This is a genomic window from Azospirillum sp. B4 (assembly GCF_000333275.1).
In the GTDB taxonomy this organism is placed as follows: Bacteria; Pseudomonadota; Alphaproteobacteria; order Azospirillales; family Azospirillaceae; genus Nitrospirillum.
In genome coordinates this window covers 1-23,748 of sequence record NZ_BACU01000068.1, presented here as the reverse complement: position 1 = coordinate 23,748, position 23,748 = coordinate 1, and the positions used below count along the sequence as shown (strand labels likewise).

The window sequence follows — 23,748 nt, the reverse complement described above, 5'->3', positions numbered from 1 at the left end:
TCCGCCCACACATGGGCGGGCTCGGAAACCTGCTTAGGCCGCGGCTGTGGCCGCCGGAGATTTTTGGGCCGGAGATTTCTGGGGAGCGGAGCGGACTGGAAATCGAGGATAGCCAAGCGGCCGGATGGCCGCGCCGGCGCCTGAGGTACTTGAATAGCGGGGACTATGAAGGGCGGCGCCCCGGGGGAAAGGGGTGCCGCCCTTGAACAGGGAGTGGAGTTTGCATGGAATACGATTACGTCCCCTTGCCGCAGCGCGGCCGGCTGGCCTGGCCGGATGACAAGCGCGTGGCCCTCATCCTCACCTTCAACCTGGAAACCTGGGACCTGACGAAGGACACGGACAAGCCATACTATGCCGGCGGCCCCGCCATCCTGCCCGACATCCTGCCCGGCAACACCCCGGACTTCCCCAACTACACCTGGCGCGAATACGGCCAGCGCGTGGGCATCTGGCGGCTGTACGAGCTGTTCGACGAACTGGGGGTGAAGGCCAGCTGCACCACCAACGCCGTCACCTTCGAGCGGCGCAAGGCCATGGTGGACGCCTGCCTGGAACGCGGCTGGGAGCTGCTGGCCCACAACTACGAGCAGGGTGAGCTGCTGACCAACTTCGCCCACGCGCCGGAGAAGGAGCGGGACGTCATTCTCCGCTCCATCGAGATGTATGAGCGGCATGTGGGCCGCCGTCCGGTGGGCTGGCTGTCGTCCTCGTTGCGCGGCACGCTGAACACCGCCGGCATCCTGGCGGAGCAGGGGTTCAAATTCTATTGCGACATCATGAACGATGACCAGCCCTTCATGATCCGCACGGACAAGGGCCCCATCGTCGCGACGCCCTATTCCAACGAGATCAACGACTTCACCTTCATCACCCGCAAGAACTTCACCACCGACCAGTTCCGCGACGCCCTGATCGAGGAACTGGACGTGCTGTATGCGGAAGGGGCCAAGTCGGCCCGCATCATGAACGTGGGCCTGCACCCGCACGTCTCCGGCCGCGCCCATCGCGTCCGCGCCCTGCGGGAATTCATTCAGTATGCCAAGTCCCTGCCGGGCGTGTGGTGGGCCACCCGCGAGGAGATCGCGGACTGGTACCTGACCCAGCAGGAAAGCCATATCCCCGGGCAGTTGGGGAAGTAAGCCTTCCCGAAGGGGAAGGCGGGGAAGGGGGCCCGGTCCGGCGACGGATCGGGCCCTTTCCCATTCAGCCGCGCCCGGGCCAGCTCAGGCCCGCGCACGTGCCGCCGGCTGCCTAACCCGGTAGCGGAGGCCGCACCCGCGCCCCTGGCGCCCAATCCCCTTTCCCGATCCCGGCCCCGTGCCGCAGCCCCGCCGCCTGACCCGTGGCGGTGGCATGGGCTTGTCCGCGCCATCCGTTCCCTGATCGCATTTTTGATGCGCAGAAATGCAGAAAACCCGTTGCATGGAATTTCATAACGTGGCACTGATATTTCAAACAACGGGCACTGGCATCTCGCTGCCATAAGCCATCGATCAAGGGAGAGGACGTTCATAATGAAGCGTACGTTGATGGGGCTCGCCCAAGGTGTCGCGTGCTGCGCCCTGCTGCATGCCATGGTAGGCACCGCCTTCGCCCAGCAGGCGGCGGCCCCGGCCACCCCTGCCGCCGGCGCCACAGCCACCGACGACCAGGGCCTGGAAGAGATCGTGGTCACGGGCATCAAGCGCTCCCTGCAGGTGGCCACCGAGATCAAGCGCAATTCGGTCAACGTCGTCGACAGCATCGCCAGCGAAGACCTGGGCAAGATGCCGGACCAGAACGTGGCCGAATCCCTGCAGCGCATCACCGGTGTCGCCATCGACCGCAACCGCGGCGACGGCCAGTTCATCTCGGTTCGCGGCCTAGGCCCCCAGTTCAACACCGTCACCCTGAACGGCCGCACCCTGGCCACGGAAAACGTGGGGCGTGAGTTCAGCTTCGACGTCCTGCCCTCCGAACTGATTTCCGGCGCCGACGTCTACAAGAGCCCCAGCGCCAACATCAACGGCGCCTCCATCGGCGCCACGGTGAACATCCGCACGGTGCGCCCGCTGGAGCAGAAGCAGGATCTGGTGGTGGCCGGCAGCGCCCGCGCGCTGTATGGCGAGCTGGCGGACAGCACCAACCCGTCGCTGTCCGGCGTCGTCAGCTGGCACAACCCGGAATCGACCTTCGGCGTGGCGCTGGTGGCCTCCTATGAGAAGCGCGACAGCCGCGACGATGAATTCGACATCGGCGCCGGCCATGTGAAGCGCGGCAACGTCGACCCGACCGACTATTGGTACGGCCGCACCGCCCCCAGCGTGGGCAGCTTCACCGGCGTGGACATGCCGTCCAACCTGTCGCCGTTCTTCTATGAGACGTCGCGCAAGCGCACCGGCCTGAACGGTACCGTCCAGTACCAGCCGAACGACAACCTGACGTTCACGCTGGACGGCTTCTACACCAAGATGGACCAGATCGACCAGTCGCAGGGCCTGGCCTACGACTTCTCCTCCGGCACCCTGGTCGACCAGGTGGTCAAGAACGGCTCCGCCGTCTATCAGAAGATCGTCGGCGGCACGGTGGACGAGATCGTCACCTACACCCCGCGCCTGACGGAAACCTACCTGGTGGGCCTGAACACCGCCTGGCACAAGGACGCGTTCAAGCTGGTGTTCGACGCCTCCACCTCGCAGGCGACGCGCAACGGCAAGGAAGACAGCATCTTTTCCACCATCCGCCGCCGCGACATGACCATGACGTTCGACCGGCGCAACGGCAACCCGATCTACGACTATAACTTCTATTCGCCCACCATTTCCAACGTCGCGACCGACGTGAACAACGTCGGCGCCCACTACAACCTGTGGGGCGGCACCGACTACAAGGATGAGGTCAACGAGGCGAAGCTGGACGGCACCTGGGATCCGGGCGGCGGCATCTCCATCTCCGCCGGCGCGTCGCACCAGGAACGCACCAAGACGGCGGACGCCATCAGCCAGCCCGGCTCCGTGGCCTGCGCCTATTGCGGCGGCGCGGTGCTGCTGCCGTCGTCGCTGTTCACGCCGACCACCATGGACTTCTTCTCCAAGTACAAGAGCGACAACATCATCCGCAACTGGATCACCTATGATCCCAAGGCGATGGTGAACTACCTGATGTCCCGGCCGGAGGGCATCTACACCCGGCCCGTGGCCGACCCGGCCGCCAGTTCCCGCGTGAAGGAGAAGGTGAACCTGGGCTACCTCATGTTCGACCTGAAGACGGAGATCGGCGGCCTGCCCCTGTCCGTCAACACCGGCGTGCGCATCGAGGACACGACCTACACCAGCGCCGGCGCCGCACAGACGGTGCTGAGCGCCAAGCCCAACGGCCTGGGCCAGAACCTCATCGTCCTGTCGGATGTCCAGCCCATCAGCTTCAGCGGCCATTACACCGATATCCTGCCCTCGCTGAACGTGAAGTTGGACCTGACCAACGACCTGGTGGCGCGCTTCGCCACCTCCCGCGTCATGACCCGCCCGACCCTGTCCGACCTGTCGCCGGCCCAGACCATCCTGTCCAACCCGGGCAACGAGCAGATCACCAAGGGCAACCCCGACCTGAACCCCTTCCGCGCCTCGCAGGCGGAATTCGGCCTGGAATGGTACTTCCAGCCCCTGTCCATGCTGTCGGCCGCCGTGTTCTACAAGAACATCGACAGCTTCGTGGCCCAGGCCACGACGCCGCAGAAGGTGGACCAGGTGGTGTTCCAGGTGACCCAGCCCACCAACGGCAAGGGCGCCACGGTGAAGGGGCTGGAGGTCGGCTACCGCCAGGTGTTCGACATGCTGCCGGGGCCATTCGACGGCCTGGGCGGCCAGGCCAGCTTCACCTACGTGGAAAGCGACGCCAAGTATGCCAACGTGGTCAGCGGCGCCAGCTATGGCCTGCAGGGCCTGTCCAAGTACTCCTACAGCCTGGTCGCCTTCTATGAGAAGCACGGCATCCAGGCGCGCCTGGCCTACACCTGGCGCGACCGCTTCCTGCAGGTGGCCAGCGGCCGCAACGGCGACCCGGAATACTTCGACGCCTACGGCCAGCTGGACGCCAGCCTGTCCTACGACCTGACGGAGAACATCTCCCTCACCCTGGAGGGCCTGAACCTGACGGACGAGAACGAGTTCATCTACTCCACCACCCCCGACCGCACCAAAGAGTACCGCACCACCGGCCGCCGCTACGCCGCCGGCGTGCGTGTGAAGTTCTAAGCTCCCCGTTTCACCCGCCCATTACTTCCACCAACCTCCCATCCCCATCCCGGCAACGGGGTGGGGTTCTTTTTTGGGTGAAGGCAGGCCCGCGCGCTCCCCGGGATGGGGAGCGCGCGGAGCCGCATCCTCAACGCGTCAGCGCAGGCCGCCGCTGGCGGTCAGCCGTTCGCCGGTCAGCCAACGGGCGTCGTCGGAGGCGAGGAAGACGGCGACGGCCGCGATGTCGTCCGGCCGGCCTGTGCGGCCCAATGGGGTCTGCGCCACGAAGCCTTGTTCGAGGTCGGAGCCGATGACCCCGGCGGTATGCGTGCCTTCGGTCTCGACAATGCCCGGGTTGATGGCGTTGACCCGGATCTTGCGCGGCCCCAATTCATTGGCCAGCACACCGGTGATGACGTCCACCGCGCCCTTGGTCCCGGTATAGACGGCCGAGTTCGGCATGAGCGCGCTGGTGACGGCGGACGAGATGTTGATGATGTTGCCACCCTCGCCCAGGTGCTTCGCAGCCGCCTGGGTGGTCAGCAGGAGGCCCAGCACGTTGACGTCGAATATGCGGCGGTAATGCGCCTCGGTCACTTCCTCGATGGCGGCGAATTCATAAACGCCGGAGTTGTTGACCAGGATGTCCAGGCGGCCGAACGCCTCGACCGCCGCCGCGATCAGGCCCTGCGCCTGGTCCGCCTTGGTGACATCGCCCTGTACGGCGATGGCCTTGCCGCCAGCCGCCGTGATCGCCTGGACCACCGTGTCCGCGCCGGCCTTGCTCGATGCGTAGTTGACCACCACGGCGGCCCCTTCCGCCGCCAGCGCCTTGGCGATTCCGGCGCCGATACCCTTGGACGCGCCCGTCACCACGGCGACCTTTCCCGTAAGCTTGGCCATGTTTTCCATTCCCTTGAGCCTGGCAGCCACCGAAGGGCGGCTTTGCACCATAGTTCGGAACATCAGAACTATTGAAGCGGCCAACAACCCCCTCATATTAAAAAAATCATGAGACCCTTATTTCATCCATCGGTTGAGGAGGTCCGGCCAGAGGCGATCCTCCACGCCCTGTCCGATCCGGAGCGGGCGGCCATCTTCGCCGAGATTTCCGGGGCAGGGTGCGTGCAGGCGTGCTCGGCGGTCGCGGTCGTCGGCGACCGGACCATCCCTAAGTCATCGCTGTCCCACGACATCAAGGTGCTGCGCGAGGCCGGCCTGATCCGCTGCGAACGCCACGGCGTGGAGATGCGCAACCATTCCCGCTGCGGCGAGATCGAGGGGCGCTTCCCCGGCCTTCTGGCCTCGATCCTGAGCGCCTACGCCTTGGTGGCGCGGGAGCCCGGGGTAGGGTGATCCCGGCGTGGGGGTGATCACGTCGGGATGGGCCGTTTAATCTCCTCACGCCGCGCATGCGGGTCGGTGCTATGGCGTAAAGTCAGGCGCGGCCGAGAGTCCAAGGTAGAGGACTCCCACGTATGAGAAGCACGGCATCCAGGCCCGCCTGGCCTACACCCCCGGACCATGAGGCCCCGGGCGTGGTATATAAGGAGAGCCTTGCAACAGGCTCAGCGGCTCCCGATATAGTTGTTCGTGTCAATCAAGACACGCCCTTATGGAGAGAGATTTTGAGCAATCCACTTGATAATGATAACGCTCAGAACGCCGCCGCTATCCAAGCCGCCGCATCGCTCGCGGCGGCGGTGATAGCTAGAGGGACTGGACCGGCGGACCTGGACGTGGCCGCTGGCATCTTTTTCAAATTCCTCAATAAGATCACTGGCAACACCGACATCAAGAAGATCCACTTCAACAGTCACGTGTAGGCGGTGGTCACTCTACTTTCTGCGTCGCTAACCAGGCGCGGTCCATGACCCGCAAGGACAGGGCAGGCGGCGTAGCGGGGGGCATCCCCGCCGCTACGCCGCCTTTAATAACTCAACCACCCTTGGCGCCTAACAGGACACCGAAGCCGAAGGTCACCATGTGCTGCACTGCATTTGCGGCCGACTGGCTTTTTTTGGGCGCCAGAAACCCCGCATAGAACAAGCCCAGCATCAACGCCGCGATCAGCCCCAGCGCCACGAACAAGACGATGCGGAAATCCTCATAGGGCATATGGAACGGCGTGCTGGGCGCCGTGCCGGTATCGGCATAGGCAGTGCCAATGATAGAAATGAAGTCCTTCATGTAAAAGCCGACTGCAATGATAACAAGTGACAGGCTTGTCCTACTAAATGTAGATAATGCAAGCGGGGCTGTCAATTCTGAGAATATGGAAGCGTGAATTTTCTGTATTGCCTTCAATTCCGCGGATAGTACGGTTTCTGCTTTTATTCTAGAGTATTCGAGCGGAATATCAGTCCCATCATGTAATAATACACGATACCTCTTGGATTTGGAGTTTAGAGCAAGGCGCAGATCGGCAATAATTTGTTCAGATAGCTCGTCCTGTGACGGCGTCTTTTCGAAACGTGGCACACTATGAAGCAGATGTTTATACAGAGGAACGCCTTCTAATTTAGGCCTGTCTGGTACTTTGAAATTGAAAGAGGTTCTGAATGTAGGACGCTGTTTCTGTTCATTATCCTTGTCCAAAGTCATGCACTCCCCCGCGTCGTTATCCTCGAATTGTTAATCTCGCGCGAATATACGACCATAATTATAGCAAGGCGTGTCGGGGAAGTCACCGCCCGCCGCAAAATTTGCGGTCTCGTGGCGTAGTCATGACGGTTCATCGGTCCGTTGCATGGGCCACCATGCCTGGTCCATCACGTCCAGGGCGTCCAGCGATGAACATCGCCTATATACTATTCGCGATATTGGCTTCCGTGGTGATCGTTTGGCCATCAATGCCTATCTTGGGCGGAAAGCGACCGCCGTATCCGGACAGCAGCTCCACCACCGCCCCCGAACCCCTCACGCCAAGATCGACCGATCAATCTCCTGGATGGTGCGCACGCCGGTCAGCGCCATGGCGACCTTCATTTCCTTGGCGTAGATCTCCAGCAGCTGGGTGACGCCGGCCTCGCCGCGCGCGGCCATGGCGTAGAGCCAGGCGCGGCCCAGAAGCACGCCCTTGGCGCCCAGGGCCAGCATGCGCACCACGTCCAGGCCGGAGCGGACGCCGCCGTCGGCCAGCACGGTCAGGCGGTCGCCCACCGCGTCGGCGATGGCGGGCAGGGCCTTGGCGGAGGACAGCACGCCGTCCAGCTGCCGGCCGCCGTGGTTGGAGACGACGATGCCGTCGGCGCCGATGTCGGCGGCGGCCCGGGCGTCGTCGGGGTCCAGGATGCCCTTGATGATCAGGGGGCCGTCCCAGCCCTGGCGGATCCACTCCAGGTCCTGCCAGCAGATGGACGGGTCGAAGTTGGACCCCAGCCAGCCCATGTAGTCGTTCAGGCCGCTCTTGTCGCCCAACACCGGTTCCAGGTTGCCCAGCCGGTGGGGGCGCCCGTGGAGGCCCACGTCCCAGGCCCAGGCTGGCTTGCCCATGGCCTGCAGCATGCGGCGCAGGGGGGCGTTGGGGCCGGACATGCCGGAATGGGCGTCGCGGTAGCGGGTGCCGGGCACCGGCATGTCCACCGTGAACACCAGGGCCTTGGCCCCCAGCGTCCTGGCGTTGGCCAGCAGCTCGCGCATGAAGCCGCGGTCGCGGATGACGTAGAGCTGGAACCACAGCGGCCCGTCGGTGCCGGCCGCCACCTCCGCCAATGAGCAGATGGAGACGGTGGACAGGCAGAAGGGCAGGCCCGCCCGGTTGGCCGCCCGCGCCGCCTGCACCTCCCCCCGGCGGCGGAACATGCCGGCGATGCCAACCGGCCCCAGGGCCACGGGCATGGCGAGGTCCTGCCCGAACAGGCGGGTGCCCAGCGTGATGTCGGCCACGTTCTTCAGCACGCGCTGGCGCAGCGCCAGGTCGGCCAGGTCGTCGACGTTGCGGCGCATCGTCTGCTCCGTCCCCGCGCCGCCCTCGGCATAGTCGAACAGGAAGCGGGGAAGGCGGCGCCGGGCCGCCTCCCGGAAATCACGCGGGGAGGAAATGATCATGCGGGAGTCTCCATGCTTGCCCTTTGATCGTGACCGATCAAAGGCCGCCCCTCAATCGCCGGGCGCCAGCATCCGCTGGCTTGGCTTCCTCGATTTCCAGTCCACTGCGTTTCCCGGAAATCTCCGGCGGACGCGGTCGCGTCCTACAGTGGCATGAAAACCTCATGCCACTGGTATCTAACGGTGGCGCGGCCGTCAGGCGTTCGACCAGCCGCCGTCGATGACGTTGATCGTGCCGGTAGTGTAGGAGGAAAGGTCGGAGGCGAGATAGAGGGCCAGTTCCGCGATCTCCTCCGGCCGGCCGATGCGGCCCATGGGCTGGCGGGCGACGAAGGCGGCGCGGGCGGCGTCGGCGTCGCCCGTGGCGGCCAGGCGCTCATCCAGCGAGGGCGACTGCACCGTGCCGGGGCAGATGGCGTTGCACCGGATGTTCTGGCCCACGAAGTCCACGGCCACCGACTTGGTCAGGCCGATGACGGCGGCCTTGGTCACGCCATAGGCGAAGCGGTTGGCCACACCCAGCACGGACCCCGCAACCGACGACATGTTGACGATGGACCCGCCGCCGCGCGCGATCATGCCCGGCAGGAAGGCCTGGATCATGCGGAAGGCCGCCTTGACGTTCAGGTCGTAGGAGAAGTCCAGGTCCTTCTCCGCCGTCGTGGCCAGCGTGCCGGCGTGGACGTAGCCGGCGCAGTTGAACAGCACGTCGATGCCGCCGATGTCCCCGGCCAGCGCCTGGATGGCGGCACCGTCCAGCAGGTTCAGGGTGCGGGTCTCAACGCCGGTCATGCTGGCCAGCGTGTCCGGGTTGATGTCCAGCGCGATGACCCGCGCGCCCTCGCGCGCGAACAGCTCCGCACTGGATCGGCCGATGCCCTGGCCGGCGGCGGTGACGATGGCGGTCTTGCCTTCTAGGCGTCCCATGGTGGCGTTTCCTTTGGTTTTAGGCAGGGATAGGCGCGTCGGCGCGCAGCAGGCCCTGGTGCTTCAGCTCCGCCCACAGGGCGGCGGGGATGGGGTGGCGTACCAGGCTGGTGGCCCGCTCCACTTGGCCGGGGCTGTTCATGCCCGGGATGACGGAGGCCACCTGGCCATGGGCCAGGGGGAATTGCAAGGCCGCCGCCGCCAGGGGCACGCCGTGGGCGTCGCACATCGCCTCGATGGCCGCCACACGGGCCACGATGTCGGGTGGGGCCGGCTGGTATTGATAGTGGACGGGGCCCGGGCCCTTCACCCCGGTGGCCAGGATGCCGGAGTTGTAGGGGCCGCCGATGACGATGCTGACGCCCCGCCGCGCGCACAGCGGCAGGAACACGTCCAGGGGCGACTGGTCCAGCAGGGTGTAGCAGCCGGCCAGCAGCATCAGGTCGTAATCGCCGTGGGCCAGCGCCTCGACGCACACCTCCCATTCGTTCACGCCCAGGCCGATGGCCCCCACCGCGCCGCCGTCGCGCAGCTCCCGCAGCGCGCGGTAGCCGCCTGCCATGAACTGCCGGAACGTCTCCGCATGGCGGTCGCCCTGGGCGTAGCGGCCAATATCGTGGACATAGAGGATGTCGATGCGCTCCCGCCCCAGCCTCTGCCGGCTGGCCTCATAGGAGCGCATGACCGCGTCGTAGGAATAGTCGAAGCGGCTCTCGAACGGTTCCGGGGTGACGAAGCCCTGGCGCGCCTGGGTCAGGTCGGCGTCGGGCACCGGGTCCAGCCGCCGGCCGACCTTGGTGGAGATGATCAGCCTTTCATGCGGGTCCAGGGCCGGCAGGTAGCGGCCCAGGCGCTTCTCCGACAGGCCGAAGCCATAGTGCGGGGCCGTGTCCAGGTAGCGGATGCCGGCGCCCAGGGCCGACCGGACGGTGGCCTCGGCGTTCTCCTCCGGCATGGCGCGGTAGAGGTTGCCGATGGGCGCGGCCCCGAAGCCGAGCGCGCCCAGTGATGATGGGTCCAGCGCCATGCTATTCCACCGCGTTTTGGGCCATTGGGCTCCAGGCCACCGTCCGCTGGCGCTGGGTGCCCAGGCCGTCGATGCCCAGCTCGATCACGTCGCCGGGCTTGAGGTAGGTGGGCGGGGTCTGGCCCAGGCCCACGCCGGCGGGCGTGCCCGTGCTGATGATGTCGCCCGGCATCAGGGTCATGTAGCGGCTGATGTAGCTGACCAGGTGGGCGACGCCGAACACCATCTCCGCCGAGGTGCCGTTCTGGTAGCGGCGGCCGTTGACCGTCAGCCACATGCCCAGGGCCTGCGGGTCCGGGATTTCGTCCTTGGTCACCAGGAAGGGGCCGATGGGGCCGAAGGTGTCGCAGCTCTTGCCCTTCACCCACTGGCCGCCATGCTCCAGCTGGAATTCCCGTTCCGACAGGTCGTTGATCAGGACATAGCCGGCGACGTGGTCCAGCGCCTTGTCCAGCGGCACGTGGCGGGCGGTGTCGCCGATGACCACGCCCAGCTCCACCTCCCAATCCGTCTTTACCGAGCCGTAGGGGATGACGACGTCGTCGTTGGGGCCGCAGATGGCCGTGGTGGCCTTCATGAAGAGGATGGGTTGGCTGGGCAGGGGCAGGTTGGATTCCGCGGCATGGTCGCGGAAGTTCAGGCCCACGCAGATCATCTTGCCCACGCGTCCCACGGCCGGCCCGATGCGCTGTCCCGGCGGCAGGGCGGGCAGCGTGGCCGGGTCGAGGGCCGCCAGCCGCGCCAGGCCGGCGCTGGTCAGCACCTCGCCGGCGATGTCGTCGACGATGCCGGTCAGGTCGCGCGGGGTGCCCTGGGCATCCAGCAGGGCGGGGCGTTCGTGGCCGGGGGCGCCGTAACGGGCCAGTTTCATCACGTATCCATTCGGTTGAGACGGTTGAGTCGCAACTGATATATTAGATATGCGATGTCATATGTCAACGATGCCGGGACTCCGACTTAGAACATGCCCAGGATGCGTTGCAAGGCCGCCTGGAAGTGCACGGTCAGCGCCGCCTCCGCCCGGTCGCCATCCCGGTCGGTGCAGGCCTGCAGCACCTCGATATGCTCATTCAGGGTGCGCAGGGCCAGCGGCTGGGTGATCAGCCGTTCCAGCCGGATCAGGGTGACATAGTTCTTCAGCCGGCGGGCCGTCGTCTCGATCAGCGGGTTGCGCAGGCAGGCGATCATGGCGCCATGGAAGCGCTGCTCCAGCCCCTCCAGCGTCTGGGTCAGGGCGGCGGTCAGGCCGTCCTTCTCTATGGCGGCGATCAGCGCCCGGTGGTCGGCCAGCAGGGCCGCGATCTCCGCCGCGTCGCCGGTTTCGGCGTAGGTGCGGGCGGCCGCGCGCTCTATGATGGAGCGGAACTGATAGGTCGAACGGGCGAATTCGAAGTCGGGCTTCAGGAACTGGATGCCGGAGCGGGGATGGATGGTCAGCACCCCCTCCGCCTCCAGCACGCGCAGCGCGTCGCGCAGCGGCTGCACCGGGATGCCCAGCAGCTGCACCAGGTCGTTCTGCGACACGAAGGCGCCGGCCGGCACCTTGCGGGCGAACAGTCCCTCCAGGATGGCGCTGTAGGCGATCTCGCTCAGGCGCTTGCCCTCCGGGGCGCTGCCGGACTCCTCGACCGCCGCGTTTGCCGCTTGCTTTTTGCGTGCCGCTGCCATATCTAATCCATGTCCTGATATTTCAGATATCGATATCTGAATAGAGTGTAGCGGTGAAAATGCAGATCGTCGACTTCCGCATCACACGATTCCAGTTTGCCCGAGATCGGGTCATCGGGGATAGCCAAGTCCGTGCCGATGACGTTCATGTCGCAGCCCTGGAACTGGTCGGTTCCGATGGCTCGGCGGGCCTGGGATTCATCCAGTCGCTGTTCTTCCCCCTGCCGGCGGAGGCGGAGATCATCCGCGTCTTCCAGTCGGAGGTGTGGCCCGGGGTGGAGGGGCAGCAGTCCGGCGCCCTGGCCCACCGGGTGACCCGGCCACGCGGCGGCACCGCCCGGCGCTACACCCTGCCGTTCGAGGAGGCCTTGCAGCAGGCCGTCTGGGACCTGTTCGCCAAGTCGGTGGGCCTGCCGCTGTGGCGGCTGCTGGGGGCCCGCAAGCAGAAGGTGCGGGCCTACGCCTCCGGCCTGGATTTCCACCTCGAAGATGGGGATTTTCAGACCCTTTTCGCCCGTGCCGCGTCCGATGGCTTCACCGCCTTCAAGATCAAGGTGGGCCATCCGGAGATCGAGCGCGACATCCACCGCCTGGACCTGCTGAAGCAGGCGGTCGGTGCCGGTGCCACCGTGATGGTGGACGCCAACGAGGCCTGGTCGCCCAAGCAGACCATCCTGAACCTGGACCTGATGCGCAAGGCGGGGCATGAGATCTTCTGGCTGGAGGATCCCATCCAGCGCAACGATTTCGACGGCCTGCGCCTGCTGCGCCAGACGGCCGGCCACACCCTGATCAACAGCGGCGAATACCTGGACGTGTCGGGCAAGCGCGCGCTGATCGAGGCGGGCGGGGCCGACATGCTGAACGTCCACGGCCATGTCACCGACGTCATGCGCATCGGCTGGCTGGCGGCGGAGAAGGTGGTACCGGTGACGCTGGGCAACTCCTTCCTCGAGATCGGCGTCAACATGGCCTTGGCGCTGCCGGAGGTCGAGTGGCTGGAATATTCCTACCAGAACTTCGATCATCTGGTGGAGGAGAGCTATCGCATGGAAGACGGCTACATTCACGGCCGGGAGGTGCCGGGCCACGGCCTGGTGCTGAGCGAGGAGGCGCGGCGCGTCTGGCGCCGGCCGGCCATCCTGGACCGCGCCGACCTGGGTGCCGCACCGCCGCAGGTCCGCCTGGCGCGGGCTGGCTGAGCCCATGCTGATCGACGCCCACCTCCACCTCTGGGACCCGGCGCGCTTGCGCTACGACTGGCTGTCCCATGTCCCGCCCATCGCGGGGGCGCACACGCCGCTGGAATGGGCGGCGCTGGGGTTGCCCGTCGAGCAGGCGGTGTTCGTGCAGGCGGACTGCGATCCGGCCCGGGCGCTGGATGAGGTGGACTGGGTCGCGGGCCTGGCGGACCGCGTGCCGGTGGGCGGCATCGTGGCATACGCGCCCCTGGAACGGGGGGCGGGGGCGCAGGCGGCGCTCGACGCCCTGGCCACGCGGCCGCTGGTGTGCGGCGTGCGCCGGTCGGTGCAGAACGAACCGCTGGCCTTCGTCACCGACCCTGATCACCTGGACGGCATGGTGCGGGCGGCGACGGCGGGGTTCAGCCTGGACATCTGCGCCCGCGCGCCACAGCTGCGGGATGTGGCCCGGGCGCTGGACCATCTGTACACGGCGGTGCCGGACGCCGTCACCGTGCTGGACCACCTGGGCAAGCCCGACATCGCCACCCATGGCGGCGACATCCGGGCCGACGGCTGGGCCGACGCCCTGGCCCGGCTGGCGCGCTTTCCCAACCTGGCCTGCAAAATCTCCGGCCTGACCACCCAGGCGCGATGGGACGGCTGGCGGGCGGAAGAGGTGCGGCCCTACGTGGACCACGCCCTGGCCTGCTTTGGCGCCGGGCGCTGCCTGTTCGGCGGCGACTGGCCGGTGGTGGACCTGGCCGGGGGCTACCCGGCGTGGCTGGCGGTGTTCCAGGACATCGCCGCCGGCTGGACCCAGGCGGATCGGGACGCCGTGTGCCACCAGGTGGCCCGGCGTGTCTACCGGCTGGGCGGCGGATGACACATCGATAAGCGACAGATCGACAGCGGCCCCACCCAAGAGGGCCCGTCATGACGGCAGTCAGGGAGAGATCAACCAAAGATGAGCGACATTCCCATGGACGTCCCCCTTTCCTCCGCCCCGGCGGCCAGCCAACATGTCACGGGGCGGCGGCGTTGGGTCCTGCTCTGGTCGCTGCTGGTCAATTTCTTCGTGCTGCTGGCCCTGTACAACGGGGTCATCTCGGTGCTGCTGCCCAACCAGGTGGCGGCGCTGGACCCGGCGGCGAAGGCGGCGAACCTCGCCATCGTCATGTCCATCACCTCCATCTTCTCGACGCTGACCACCCCCATCGCCGGCGCCCTGTCCGACAGCACCCGGTCGCGCTGGGGTCGGCGGTCGCCGTGGATCGCCCTGGCCTCGCTCATCGGTTCGATGTGCCTGTTCGGCGTGTCGCTGGTGACGTCCCTATGGTCCATCACGGTGCTGTGGGTCATGGCGGCCATCGCCTACAACGCCATGCAGGGGCCGCTGTCCACCGTGGTGGCCGACCGCTTCGCGCCGGCCAACCGGGGGACGGCCTCCGGCTTCATCGGGGCGGGCATGACGGCCGGCGGCACGGTGGGCATCATCGTGGCGGGACAGCTGGCCGGCCAGCTGGTGCTGGGCTACCTGGTGTTCGCGGCGGCGGTTGCCGCCTGTTGCGTCGCCTTCGTCTTCCTGAACCGCGAGGCGTCGTCGGCGCATCTGAGGCCCGCGCCCTTCAGCCTGGCAGCCTTCCTGCGCGGCTTCTGGATCGATCCGCGCAAGTATCCCGATTTCGGCTGGGCCTTCCTCGGCCGCTTCACGATCTACATGGGATACCAGGGGGTGGTGACCTACCAGCTCTACATCCTGCGCGACTACATCCAGCTGTCGGTGGACCAGGCCAACGCCGTCATCGGCAACATCTCCGCCATCACCTTCGTCATGCTGCTGTTCTCCGGCTTGGTGTCCGGCTTCCTGTCGGACAGGGTGGGGCGGCGCAAGCCCTTCGTCTTCTTCTCCTCCGTCATCATGGCGGCGGCCTGCGTGGTCCCGCTGATCACCCCGACGGTGGAGGGGATGTACCTCTATGCCGGTATCGTCGGGTTGGGCTATGGCGCGTTCACGGCGGTGGACATGGCGCTGATGACCCAGGTGCTGCCCCAGGACACCGGGTCCACCGGCAAGGACCTGGGCATCCTGACCACCGCCATCAACATCCCGCAGGCCATCAGCCCGGTCATGTCGGCCTGGTTGCTGGGCCTGTCCGGCGGCGATTACAGCGTGCTGTTCATCGCCGCCATCATCTTCGTCTTCCTGTCGTCATTCTTCGTGCTGCCGATCCGGTCAGTACGCTGAGGCGGCAAACGCCCGGCGCATTGGAAGCAAACGCTGTAAAGGGAGGGTGGGCGATGGGATCGCACGCGGCGCGTTTCGGCCTGTTGACCTTGCTTTTGATATCGGCGCCGGGCTGGTCGCAGACCCCGCCCGCCCCCGATTTGCCGCCCGCCCATCAGCCGGAACGGCTATACGGGGAAAAGCTGCTGGCGACCATCAGGATACCGCAACGGCCGCCGTCGCCGCCCGTGGTCCTGTCGGTATCGCCCGCCGGGTCTGACGCGGGCGACGGGTCGCCGGCCCATCCCTTCGCCACGCTGGCCCGTGCCCAGGCCGCCGTGCGGGACCTGAACCGTGACCGGGACGTCGTCGTGCGATTGACCGACGGGGTGTACCGTCTGGCGGAGCCGCTGCGCTTTTCCGCGGCCGATGGCGGGCAGGCGGGGCACCTGGTGCGCTGGGAGGCGTCGGACGGCGCCAAGCCGGTGATTTCCGGCGGCGACACGGTGACCGGCTGGCGGCTGGCCGACGCGGCCAAGGGGATATGGGCGGCCGACATCCCGCGCGGCGTCGATCCGCGCCAGATCTGGGTCAACGACCGCCTGGCCCGCCGGGCGACGCTGGAGGTGGCGCGCCAGGCCTTCCGTTTCCATGACTGGGGGATGGAGATCGTCGATCCGGCCTGGCGCGGCCTGGCCGACCTGCCCGACCAGCAGCGGATCGAGGTCGAGGGTACGGGCTGGTTCACCGACCGGCACGCGACGGTGGAACGGATCGAGGGCGACCGCATCGTCATGCGGCAGCCGGGCTGGCGGAACAACATCATCGGCTATGACACCATCGCACGGCCGGTTTCGGAGGCGTCCGCCCGGCTTTTCCTGGTCAACGCCCTGGCCTTCCTGCGCGAACCCGGCCAGTGGTATGCCGATCCGGCCGCCGGCCGCCTGTACTACAAGCCCCGCGCCGGGGAGGAAATGGCGACGGCGTCGGTGGTCCTGCCGCGCCTGTCGCTGCTGATGTCCATCGCCGGCACCTATGACACGCCGGTCAAGGACCTGCAGTTCAAGGGACTGAGCTTCCAGCATACCAGCTGGCTGGAACCATCCGGCCCGCAAGGCTATGCCAGCCAGCAGAGCGGCGCGTTCCTGGCCGGCCACCTTTCCGACTATCCCCTGGAGCCGATACGGGACTGCTCGTGGGGCTGCTGGGCGTTCGAGGCCGCCCGCAACCACTGGAGCCAGCAGCCGGCGGCGATCCAGGTGGCCGCCGCGACCCGCATCCTGTTCGAGGGCGGCGAGTTCGCGCATCTGGGACAGGTGGCGCTGGGCATCGGCACCAATGCCGACGCCAACGATAGCGGCATCGGACTGGGCGCCGTCGCCGTCGAGGTGTCGCGCAACCTGTTCACCGACCTGTCAGGGGGCGCCATCATGGTGGGCGGCGTCACGCCGGATGCCCACCATCCGCCGCGCCCCGAAATGGCTGTCCGCGACATCCTGATCCGCAACAACCGGATCAGGACCGTGTCACAGGATTATCGGGAGCAGGCGGCCATCCTGGTCACCTATGCGACGGCGCCGGTGATCCTGCATAACGACGTGTCGGACACGCCGTACGACGGGATCGACGTCGGCTGGGGCTGGGGCGTCAACGATCCGGGCGGAAGCTCAGCCTATCGGACGCGGGAACGCGGCTATTACGACCAGCCGGGCAACCTGGTTTATGACACGCCCACCATCCTGCGTGACGCCGTCATCGTCGGGAACCGCGTGCATTCCGTGAAGCAATGGTATGGGGACGGCGGCGCCATCTACCATCTGTCGGCCGATCCCGGCGGCCTGATCGCCGAGAACTACATCTACGACGTCCCCGGCGGCATTGGCATCTACCTGGACGAGGGGTCCCGGTACCTGACCGTGCGCAACAACGTCGTCGACAGGGTCGATGTCTGGCTGAACGTCAACACCCTGGACTTCAACCTTCCCCGCCGTACGGCCATGGACGACCTGGCCTCAGGCAACTGGTACCGCGACGGGCGGGCGCGGGGAACGCTGACCGACTACCTCAACAACCGTCTGGTCGACAATGTCGAGGTCAAGGGTGACACATGGCCGGCCGGCGCGCGGGCGGTGATGGACCGCTCAGGCGTCCAGCAGGACGACGCGCCCCGGCGTTGACGGTCGCCGCTTCCGGTGGTCACACCTGTTCCTTCAGGGAATGGATGCGCTCCATGGCCACCCAGGTCTGGCCGGCCGGCGTGCCCGGCAGGGGCTGCTGGAACGTGCCCATCAGCCGGTCCCATTCCTGGACCTCGGGGTTGGCCGCGTCGCTGGTCGCCTTGGCCGCGGGGTCGAAGTCGGGGCCGACCTCCATGATCAACACCATGCGCGTGCCGTGCAGCCAGATTTCCAGGTCGCGGATGCCGTCGCCCCGGATGGCATCGACGACGGCCTTCGGCACAGCGCCCGGTCCATGCCAGGCCTTGTAGCGGGCGATCAGCTCCGCATCGTCCCGCAGGTCCACGGTGAAGCACAGGCGGCGTGTGTCGCTCATTTTGCACCTTCTGAAGTTTTTATTTCCATATCTGAGATATCACATCACGCTTCTGAATTGACAAGGCCGCATTTGGGGGCCTTAATCCCCGTCAAAGCACGGGCCGGAACCAGGTCCAGAACCAAGCTTACGGAGGATACGGATGGCCCGTCTTTATGGACAGGACCGATCCCGCCGCGACGTGGCGGCCCACACGGGCTCGCTCTCCCAATTCGCCGGCGTGCGGCTGATGACGCTGGGTGATGGCGTCGAGCGCGGCGTGCGCCTGCTGGAATTCCGCACGGGCAGCGGCCTGCGCTTCACCGTCCTGGTCGAGCGGGCCATGGACATCGCGGATTGCGAGCATAATGGCCGCGCCGTCGGTTGGCACTCCCCCTCCGGTTTCCGCCATCCCAGCCTGCACGAGTATGAGGGGGAGGGGGGCCTGGCCTGGTTCCGCTCCTTCTCCGGTCTGCTGGTCACCTGCGGGCTGGACCACATCCTGTTCATGGATGAGGACGCGGCCGACCATTACGTCTATGGGCCCCGCACCGGCGTCAAATCCTCCCTGCACGGGCGCATCGGCACCATTCCCGCGCGCCTGACCGGCTATGGCGAGCGCTGGGACGGCGACGACTGCTGGCTATGGGCGGAGGGCGTGGTGCAACAGTCCACGGTGTTCGGGGAGGACCTGCACCTCATCCGCCGCATCGAGGCCAAGGTGGGCACCGATGAGATCCGGCTGCACGACCGGGTGGTCAACCACGGCTTCTACCGCACGCCCCACATGTACTGTTACCACATCAACGTCGGGCACCCGGTGCTGGCGGAGGGGTCGCGCTATGTGGCGCCCATCCGCGACGTGGTCTGGGCCTCCCACGCTGGCGACGACTACCGCCGCCAAGGTGTGGGCTACCGCACCCTGCCGGCGCCGCGCCGCGATTTCCATGAGCAGGTCTGGCAGCATGAGATGGCGGCCGACGCCGCGTCACGCGTGCCCGTCGCCCTGGTGAACGAGGCCATCGGCTTCGGCCTGGAGGTGGAGACGGACAAGCGCCAGTTCCCCGCCATGTATGAATGGCAGAACCTGCAGCAGGGCCATTACGCCCTGGGCATCGAACCGTCCACCAACCACGTCTTCGGCAAGCCCTTCGCCAAGCAACGCGATGAGCTGATCTGGCTGGAGCATGGGGAGGAGCGGCGGTACGATACCGTCTTCCGCATCCTGCCCGATGCCGCGTCCGTGGCCGCGTCCATCGCCCGCATCCAGGGCATCGCCCGCCAGCCGGACGTGGACTACCCCGTCCCCTCGGGCGACTTCCGCCCCATCGTGCGCGGTTGAAAGGGGGACGGAAGCCATGTCCATCCGGGGCAAAACCATCCTGTATACCGGTGCCGCCGGCGGCCTGGGCCTGCCCGCCACCCTGCACTTCCTGCGCGAGGGCGCCACGGTGCTGGCCGTCGATCATGACGCCGCCAAGCTGGCGGCCCTGGTGGACGCCGCCGCCGGCATCGATGCCGGGCACCTGGTGCCGATGCGGGCCGACCTGTCGGACCTGGCGGGCTTCCACGCCCTGCTGTCAGCCCAGGCCACGGCGCTGGGCGGGTTGGACGTGGTCATCAACAACGCCGCCATCTACCCGTCCAAGCCGTTCGAGGACTACAGCGTCGAAGACCATCAGGCGGTGCAGCGCGTGAACGTCGATGCCGGCATCGTGGCGGTGCAGGTGGCGCTGCCCCACATGCGGGCGCAAGGCTGGGGCCGCATCATCAACATCGCCAGCATCACCTTCTACGGGGGCTGGGCCAACCTGTCGCCCTACGTCGCCTCCAAGGGCGCGCTGGTCGGCCTGACGCGGGCCTGGGCGCGGGAGTTCGGCGCCTATGGCGTCACCGTCAACGCCCTTTCCCCCGGCGCCTTCCCCACGGACGCGGAGAAGATCCATCCGGATCCGGAGGGCTATACCCGCTTCGTGCTGGACCATCAGTCGGTGAAGCGGCGTGGCCACCCCGGCGACATCGCGGCGGCCCTGTCCTTCCTGGCGTCGGACGCCGCCGGTTTCATCAGCGGCCAGACCCTGAACGTGGACGGCGGCTGGGTCATGCATTGAGGCGCCGCTCTGTTTCCCATTGTTTCACTTAGTCCTAGGACGACACCATCATGGGCATCCTCAGCGGATACCGCGTTCTCGATTGTTCCATCGCCATGGCCGGTCCCTTCGCGGCGCAGCGCCTGGGCGACCTCGGCGCCGACGTCATCAAGGTGGAGCCGACCAGCGGCGAATGGCAGCGCCATGCCTCGGCCGGTGGTGCCCGCGGCAACAAGATCAACGTCTCCTTCCTGTCGCTGAACCGCAACAAGCGCTCCCTGGCCGTGGATCTGAAGGCGCCAGAGGGGCGGCAGATCCTGCTGGACCTGGTGAAGGACGCCGATGTCTTCCTGCAGAACTACCGCCCCGGTGTGGCCAAGCGCCTGGGCGTGGATTATGAGACACTGTCGGCCATCAACCCGCGCCTGATCTATGTCTCCATGTCCGGCTATGGCGAGGATGGCCCCTATGTGAACTATCCGGGGCAGGACCTGCTGTTGCAGGCGCTGTCCGGCGCCATGCTGTCGGCCGGCAGCGCCGACCAGCCGCCGCAGCCGGCCGGGCAGTACCTGGTGGACGCCATCACGGCCTACACCGCGTTCGAGGGCGCCCTGGCCGCCCTGCTGCACCGGGAACGGACGGGGGAGGGGCAATTGGTCCAGGTCAACATGCTGGACGCCATCACCACCATCCAGATGCAGGAATTGTCTGTCTTCACCGTGGGCAACAAGCCGCAGACCCGCTCGGCCGAGGCGCACGCCCATTGCTACATCCGCGCCCCCTATGGCGTGTTCAAGACGACGGATGGTTACATCGTCGTCGCCATGGCCGGGCTGGACAAGCTGGGCCGGCTGATCGACGAGCCCTTCCTGCAAGGTCTGAACGATGAGGCCGACAGCTGGACGTTCCGGGACGAGATCTTCGCCTGCATCCGCATCCGGCTGCTGGGCCGCAGCTCGGCGGAATGGCTGGAGCTGTTCCGCGCCCATGACATCTGGTGCGGCCCGGTCTACGGCTACGCCGACCTGGTGGCCGATCCGCAGATCGCCCACAACGGCACCTTCATCTCCTACGACCACCCGACCGAAGGCCGGGTGAAGACGCCGGGCTTCCCCATCCGCTTCTCCAAGACGCCAGCCACGCTGGAACGCGGCGCCCCCTTGGTGGGTGAGCACACGCGCGAGGTCCTGGCGGGCCTGTCCCTGTCGCAGGCGGATATCGAGCGCCTGCTGGCCGCCGGTGTCGTGGGGGCGCCGTGAGCCCCTTCATGTCGACTGATGCGCCGCATTACCGCGCGCTGACCTGGGACCATCCGCGCGGCTACAACGCCCTGGCGGCAGCCGCCGCCGCGGTGGACCCCGCGCGCGACGGGCTGACCCTGACCTGGGACAGGCACTCGCTGGAGGATTTCGAGAAACATCCCATCGCGGATCTGTGCCGGCGCTATGACCTGATCGTGCTGGACCATCCCCATGTGGGCGACGCCGTGGCCGGCCAGGGCCTGGTGCCGCTTGAGCAGTTGTTTGGCGCCGATGAGATCGTGGCCTGGGGCCAGGACGTTATCGGCCCCTGCCTGTCCAGCTATCGCTACGCCGGCCGGCACTGGGCCCTGCCGCTGGACGCCGCCACCCAGGTCATGGCCTACCGGCCCGACCTCATCGACGGGCCGGTGCCGGTGACCTGGGACCAGGTGGTGGCGCTGGCCGGGCGGTGCCCGGTGGCCCTGTCGCTGGCGGGGCCGCACGCCGCCCTGTCTTTCCAGTCCATCTGCGTGGCCCTGGGCGAACCGCCGGCGGAGGCCGATCCCGAACGCTTCATCGGGCAGGAAACGGGCACGGCGGCGCTGGACCTGATGGCGCGGCTGGCGGCGACCAGCCCGGCGGCGGTGGCGGACCTGAACCCCATCGGCATCCTGGGCCGCATGGCCAGCGGCGATGACGTGGCGCTGTGCCCGCTGATCTACGGCTATGTGAACTACACCCGTGCAGAGGCGGGCGGGCACCCGCTGCGCTTCGGCGACGCCCCCCGGCGGGCGCCGGGCGGCCGGCCGGGATCGACCCTGGGCGGCACGGGCATCGGCATCACCGCCCGCGCCCAGGTCACCCCGGCGCTGCTGGACCATCTGCGCTGGCTGATGTCGGCCGGCGCCCAGGCCGGCTTCATCCCCGACCATGACGGTCAGCCCAGCCTGCGCTCCGCCTGGGCCGATGCCGGCGTCAACGACCATTGGGGCGGCTTCTATCGCGACACTGCCGCCACGCTGGAGGCTGCTTTCGTCCGGCCCCGCCACCCCGGCGCCATCCCATTCCAGACGGCGGCCTCGGCCCTGATCCGCTCGGCTCTGACCGATAGTCGGCCGCACGGCGCTGTCATCGACGACCTGCAAGACCTGTACGCCGCGTCCCGGCAGCCGGGCCCAGCCGGACAGGGGGAGAGATGAATTGACCGATGAAGTGTTGTTCAGCGTGGACGGTCCCGTCGCCACCCTGACGCTCAACCGCCCGCAGAAGCTGAACTCCGTCACGCCGGAGATGGCCAAGGCGCTGACCGACGCCGTGCACGCGTGCAACGGCAGCGACACCATCCGCGCCGTCGTCATCACAGGGGCGGGGGAACGGTCGTTCTGCTGCGGGTCGGACATCCGGGAGCTGGACAGCTACGCCACGCCCTGGGATTTCCGCAACCGCGCCGACTATTGCGACGCCATCCACCATTGCCTGAAACCCACAATCGCCGCCGTCAACGGCTACGCCTTCGGCGGCGGATTGGAGACGGCGCTGTCCTGCGACATCCGCATCGCCGCCACCAACGCCCAGTTCGCGGCACCGGAGATCAAGCTGGGCTGGATCGGCGGCGGCGGCATGGCGGCCTTCCTGGCCCATTCCATCGGCGCGTCCAACGCCGCCCTGATGATCATGACGGGCGATCCGGTGGACGCGCCCCGTGCCCTGGCCTGGGGCCTGGTCAGCGCGGTGGTGGAGCCGGCGGACCTGCTGCCCCGCGCCCAGGCGTTGGCCGCCACCATCGCCGCCCGCGCCCCCATCGCGGCGGAGACGGCCAAGCTGAACCTGCGGGCCGCCGTCTCCATGCCCCTGGCCCAGGCCATGGCGTATGAGCGCGACCTGCAGACCATCTGCTTCGCTACCGCCGACGCGGCGGAAGGCCGCGCCGCCTTCAAGGAAAAGCGGCCGCCCGTCTTCCGGCGGCGCTGAGGACCCCGATGATGACCCAGTTGCTTCCCGCCGATCCCCAGGCCCTGCTGTTCGGCCGTGTTTTCCGTCCCGACCGGGGCGGCCCCTCCGTCGTGGCGGTGCGCGACGGGCGGCTGGTCGATGTCAGCGGCACCTTCGCCACGGCCCGCGACCTGTGTGAGAAGGCGGACCCGGCCCTGGTGCTGCGCGCGGCGGCGGGGGAGGATATCGGCGCCCTGGCCGAGATCCACGCCAACACCGACCCCGCCGGCCGCGACGCTACCCGCCCCTGGTTGCTGTCGCCCATCGATCTGCAGGCGGTGAAGGCGGCGGGCGTGACCTTCGCCACCTCCCTCCTCGAACGGGTGATCGAGGAGAAGGCGCGGGGCGACGCGGGGGCCGCCGCCGCCATCCGCGTGCAGGTGGAAAGCCTGGTGGGCCAAGATCTGCGCAGTCTTCGCCCCGGGTCGCCGCAGGCCATGGCGCTGAAACAGACGCTGATCGCCGCCGGGGCGTGGAGCCAGTATCTGGAGGTCGGCATCGGCCCGGACGCGGAGATTTTCACCAAGGGCCAGCCACTGTCCACCGTCGGCACCGGGGTGGAGATCGGGGTGCACCCGGCCTCCACCTGGAACAAT

21 protein-coding genes and 1 pseudogene are annotated in these 23,748 nt (G+C 67.3%); 14 read left to right on the top strand and 8 right to left on the bottom strand.

Features of this window, described 5'->3' with window-relative positions:
• Positions 1-224 precede the first annotated feature (224 nt).
• Positions 225-1,142, top strand: coding sequence for a polysaccharide deacetylase family protein (locus I55_RS02675; RefSeq protein ID WP_044558943.1), 918 nt, complete (start codon positions 225-227; stop codon positions 1,140-1,142).
• A 375-nt stretch (positions 1,143-1,517) separates the two neighbouring features.
• Positions 1,518-4,235: a TonB-dependent receptor gene (locus tag I55_RS02670; RefSeq protein ID WP_252180988.1), complete on the top strand. Its 2,718-nt coding sequence runs from the start codon at positions 1,518-1,520 to the stop codon at positions 4,233-4,235.
• 138 nt (positions 4,236-4,373) lie between these two features.
• On the opposite strand, the gene I55_RS02665 is transcribed toward I55_RS02670, so the two are convergent.
• Positions 4,374-5,120: a glucose 1-dehydrogenase gene (locus I55_RS02665; RefSeq protein WP_044558965.1), complete on the bottom strand. Its 747-nt coding sequence runs from the start codon at positions 5,118-5,120 to the stop codon at positions 4,374-4,376.
• A 108-nt stretch (positions 5,121-5,228) separates the two neighbouring features.
• Here I55_RS02665 and I55_RS02660 point away from each other — a divergent pair, with 108 nt between their 5' ends.
• Complete coding sequence (locus I55_RS02660; RefSeq protein ID WP_044558941.1) at positions 5,229-5,573, top strand: helix-turn-helix domain-containing protein; 345 nt, start codon at positions 5,229-5,231, stop codon at positions 5,571-5,573.
• A 272-nt stretch (positions 5,574-5,845) separates the two neighbouring features.
• Positions 5,846-6,043 carry a hypothetical protein gene (locus I55_RS35660; RefSeq protein ID WP_148293545.1) on the top strand — a complete coding sequence of 66 codons (198 nt, stop codon included), beginning with the start codon at positions 5,846-5,848 and terminating at the stop codon, positions 6,041-6,043.
• A gap of 112 nt (positions 6,044-6,155) precedes the next feature.
• Here the strand turns inward: I55_RS35660 and I55_RS35655 are convergent, their stop codons facing one another.
• The 6 genes from I55_RS35655 to I55_RS02630 form a co-directional block, all read right to left on the bottom strand.
• Positions 6,156-6,821 (bottom strand): hypothetical protein, encoded by a 666-nt coding sequence (locus tag I55_RS35655; protein WP_148293544.1) that lies wholly within the window; start codon positions 6,819-6,821, stop codon positions 6,156-6,158.
• Between the two features lie 315 nt (positions 6,822-7,136).
• Positions 7,137-8,267, bottom strand: a complete 1,131-nt coding sequence (gene lldD / locus I55_RS02650; RefSeq protein WP_044558939.1) for an FMN-dependent L-lactate dehydrogenase LldD — start codon at positions 8,265-8,267, stop codon at positions 7,137-7,139.
• Positions 8,268-8,462: 195 nt separating this feature from the next.
• On the bottom strand, positions 8,463-9,194 hold the full coding sequence (locus I55_RS02645) for an SDR family oxidoreductase (RefSeq protein ID WP_044558937.1): 732 nt from the start codon (positions 9,192-9,194) through the stop codon (positions 8,463-8,465).
• Between the two features lie 19 nt (positions 9,195-9,213).
• The gene (locus I55_RS02640; protein ID WP_044558936.1) at positions 9,214-10,221 is read right to left on the bottom strand and encodes an aldo/keto reductase; all 1,008 of its coding nucleotides are present in this window, start codon (positions 10,219-10,221) and stop codon (positions 9,214-9,216) included.
• A gap of 1 nt (position 10,222) precedes the next feature.
• Positions 10,223-11,092: a fumarylacetoacetate hydrolase family protein gene (locus I55_RS02635; RefSeq protein WP_044558935.1), complete on the bottom strand. Its 870-nt coding sequence runs from the start codon at positions 11,090-11,092 to the stop codon at positions 10,223-10,225.
• A gap of 86 nt (positions 11,093-11,178) precedes the next feature.
• Entirely contained in the window at positions 11,179-11,889 is a 711-nt protein-coding gene (locus I55_RS02630) for a GntR family transcriptional regulator (protein WP_044558934.1), read from the bottom strand.
• 59 nt (positions 11,890-11,948) lie between these two features.
• Between I55_RS02630 and I55_RS02625 the strand changes: the two genes are divergently transcribed.
• The 4 genes from I55_RS02625 (at position 11,949) to I55_RS02610 (ending at position 17,474) form a co-directional block, all read left to right on the top strand.
• Entirely contained in the window at positions 11,949-13,091 is a 1,143-nt protein-coding gene (locus I55_RS02625) for a mandelate racemase/muconate lactonizing enzyme family protein (RefSeq protein WP_044558933.1), read from the top strand.
• 4 nt (positions 13,092-13,095) lie between these two features.
• Entirely contained in the window at positions 13,096-13,956 is an 861-nt protein-coding gene (locus tag I55_RS02620) for an amidohydrolase (RefSeq protein WP_044558963.1), read from the top strand.
• 81 nt (positions 13,957-14,037) lie between these two features.
• A complete protein-coding gene (locus I55_RS02615; protein ID WP_044558932.1) occupies positions 14,038-15,318 on the top strand; it encodes an MFS transporter in 1,281 nt (426 codons plus the stop codon).
• A 53-nt stretch (positions 15,319-15,371) separates the two neighbouring features.
• Entirely contained in the window at positions 15,372-17,474 is a 2,103-nt protein-coding gene (locus tag I55_RS02610; RefSeq protein WP_044558931.1) for a right-handed parallel beta-helix repeat-containing protein, read from the top strand.
• Positions 17,475-17,493: 19 nt separating this feature from the next.
• Here the strand turns inward: I55_RS02610 and I55_RS02605 are convergent, their stop codons facing one another.
• Complete coding sequence (locus tag I55_RS02605) at positions 17,494-17,850, bottom strand: L-rhamnose mutarotase (protein ID WP_044558930.1); 357 nt, start codon at positions 17,848-17,850, stop codon at positions 17,494-17,496.
• A 142-nt stretch (positions 17,851-17,992) separates the two neighbouring features.
• Here I55_RS02605 and I55_RS02600 point away from each other — a divergent pair, with 142 nt between their 5' ends.
• From I55_RS02600 to I55_RS02575, 6 genes and pseudogenes are all read left to right on the top strand, one after another.
• Complete coding sequence (locus I55_RS02600; protein ID WP_044558929.1) at positions 17,993-19,171, top strand: aldose 1-epimerase family protein; 1,179 nt, start codon at positions 17,993-17,995, stop codon at positions 19,169-19,171.
• A 16-nt stretch (positions 19,172-19,187) separates the two neighbouring features.
• Positions 19,188-19,940 carry an SDR family NAD(P)-dependent oxidoreductase gene (locus I55_RS02595; protein ID WP_044558928.1) on the top strand — a complete coding sequence of 251 codons (753 nt, stop codon included), beginning with the start codon at positions 19,188-19,190 and terminating at the stop codon, positions 19,938-19,940.
• Positions 19,941-19,990: 50 nt separating this feature from the next.
• Positions 19,991-21,178, top strand: coding sequence for a CaiB/BaiF CoA-transferase family protein (locus tag I55_RS02590; protein ID WP_044558927.1), 1,188 nt, complete (start codon positions 19,991-19,993; stop codon positions 21,176-21,178).
• An 8-nt stretch (positions 21,179-21,186) separates the two neighbouring features.
• Positions 21,187-22,359, top strand: coding sequence for an ABC transporter substrate-binding protein (locus tag I55_RS02585; RefSeq protein ID WP_044558962.1), 1,173 nt, complete (start codon positions 21,187-21,189; stop codon positions 22,357-22,359).
• Position 22,360: 1 nt separating this feature from the next.
• Complete coding sequence (locus I55_RS02580) at positions 22,361-23,131, top strand: enoyl-CoA hydratase/isomerase family protein (RefSeq protein ID WP_044558926.1); 771 nt, start codon at positions 22,361-22,363, stop codon at positions 23,129-23,131.
• An 11-nt stretch (positions 23,132-23,142) separates the two neighbouring features.
• A pseudogene (locus I55_RS02575) lies at positions 23,143-23,748 on the top strand (fumarylacetoacetate hydrolase); the annotation flags it as partial.

Excerpts from the sequence above, each read along its gene's own strand:
- I55_RS02675 (WP_044558943.1), top strand. The coding sequence starts at position 225 with ATGGAATACGATTACGTCCCCTTGCCGCAGCGCGGCCGGCTGGCCTGG.
- I55_RS02670 (WP_252180988.1), top strand. The coding sequence starts at position 1,518 with ATGAAGCGTACGTTGATGGGGCTCGCCCAAGGTGTCGCGTGCTGCGCC.
- I55_RS02665 (WP_044558965.1), bottom strand. The coding sequence starts at position 5,120 with ATGGCCAAGCTTACGGGAAAGGTCGCCGTGGTGACGGGCGCGTCCAAG.
- I55_RS02660 (WP_044558941.1), top strand. The coding sequence starts at position 5,229 with ATGAGACCCTTATTTCATCCATCGGTTGAGGAGGTCCGGCCAGAGGCG.
- I55_RS35655 (WP_148293544.1), bottom strand. The coding sequence starts at position 6,821 with ATGACTTTGGACAAGGATAATGAACAGAAACAGCGTCCTACATTCAGA.
- lldD (WP_044558939.1), bottom strand. The coding sequence starts at position 8,267 with ATGATCATTTCCTCCCCGCGTGATTTCCGGGAGGCGGCCCGGCGCCGC.
- I55_RS02645 (WP_044558937.1), bottom strand. The coding sequence starts at position 9,194 with ATGGGACGCCTAGAAGGCAAGACCGCCATCGTCACCGCCGCCGGCCAG.
- I55_RS02640 (WP_044558936.1), bottom strand. The coding sequence starts at position 10,221 with ATGGCGCTGGACCCATCATCACTGGGCGCGCTCGGCTTCGGGGCCGCG.
- I55_RS02635 (WP_044558935.1), bottom strand. The coding sequence starts at position 11,092 with ATGAAACTGGCCCGTTACGGCGCCCCCGGCCACGAACGCCCCGCCCTG.
- I55_RS02630 (WP_044558934.1), bottom strand. The coding sequence starts at position 11,889 with ATGGCAGCGGCACGCAAAAAGCAAGCGGCAAACGCGGCGGTCGAGGAG.
- I55_RS02625 (WP_044558933.1), top strand. The coding sequence starts at position 11,949 with ATGCAGATCGTCGACTTCCGCATCACACGATTCCAGTTTGCCCGAGAT.
- I55_RS02620 (WP_044558963.1), top strand. The coding sequence starts at position 13,096 with ATGCTGATCGACGCCCACCTCCACCTCTGGGACCCGGCGCGCTTGCGC.
- I55_RS02615 (WP_044558932.1), top strand. The coding sequence starts at position 14,038 with ATGAGCGACATTCCCATGGACGTCCCCCTTTCCTCCGCCCCGGCGGCC.
- I55_RS02610 (WP_044558931.1), top strand. The coding sequence starts at position 15,372 with ATGGGATCGCACGCGGCGCGTTTCGGCCTGTTGACCTTGCTTTTGATA.
- I55_RS02605 (WP_044558930.1), bottom strand. The coding sequence starts at position 17,850 with ATGAGCGACACACGCCGCCTGTGCTTCACCGTGGACCTGCGGGACGAT.
- I55_RS02600 (WP_044558929.1), top strand. The coding sequence starts at position 17,993 with ATGGCCCGTCTTTATGGACAGGACCGATCCCGCCGCGACGTGGCGGCC.
- I55_RS02595 (WP_044558928.1), top strand. The coding sequence starts at position 19,188 with ATGTCCATCCGGGGCAAAACCATCCTGTATACCGGTGCCGCCGGCGGC.
- I55_RS02590 (WP_044558927.1), top strand. The coding sequence starts at position 19,991 with ATGGGCATCCTCAGCGGATACCGCGTTCTCGATTGTTCCATCGCCATG.
- I55_RS02585 (WP_044558962.1), top strand. The coding sequence starts at position 21,187 with ATGTCGACTGATGCGCCGCATTACCGCGCGCTGACCTGGGACCATCCG.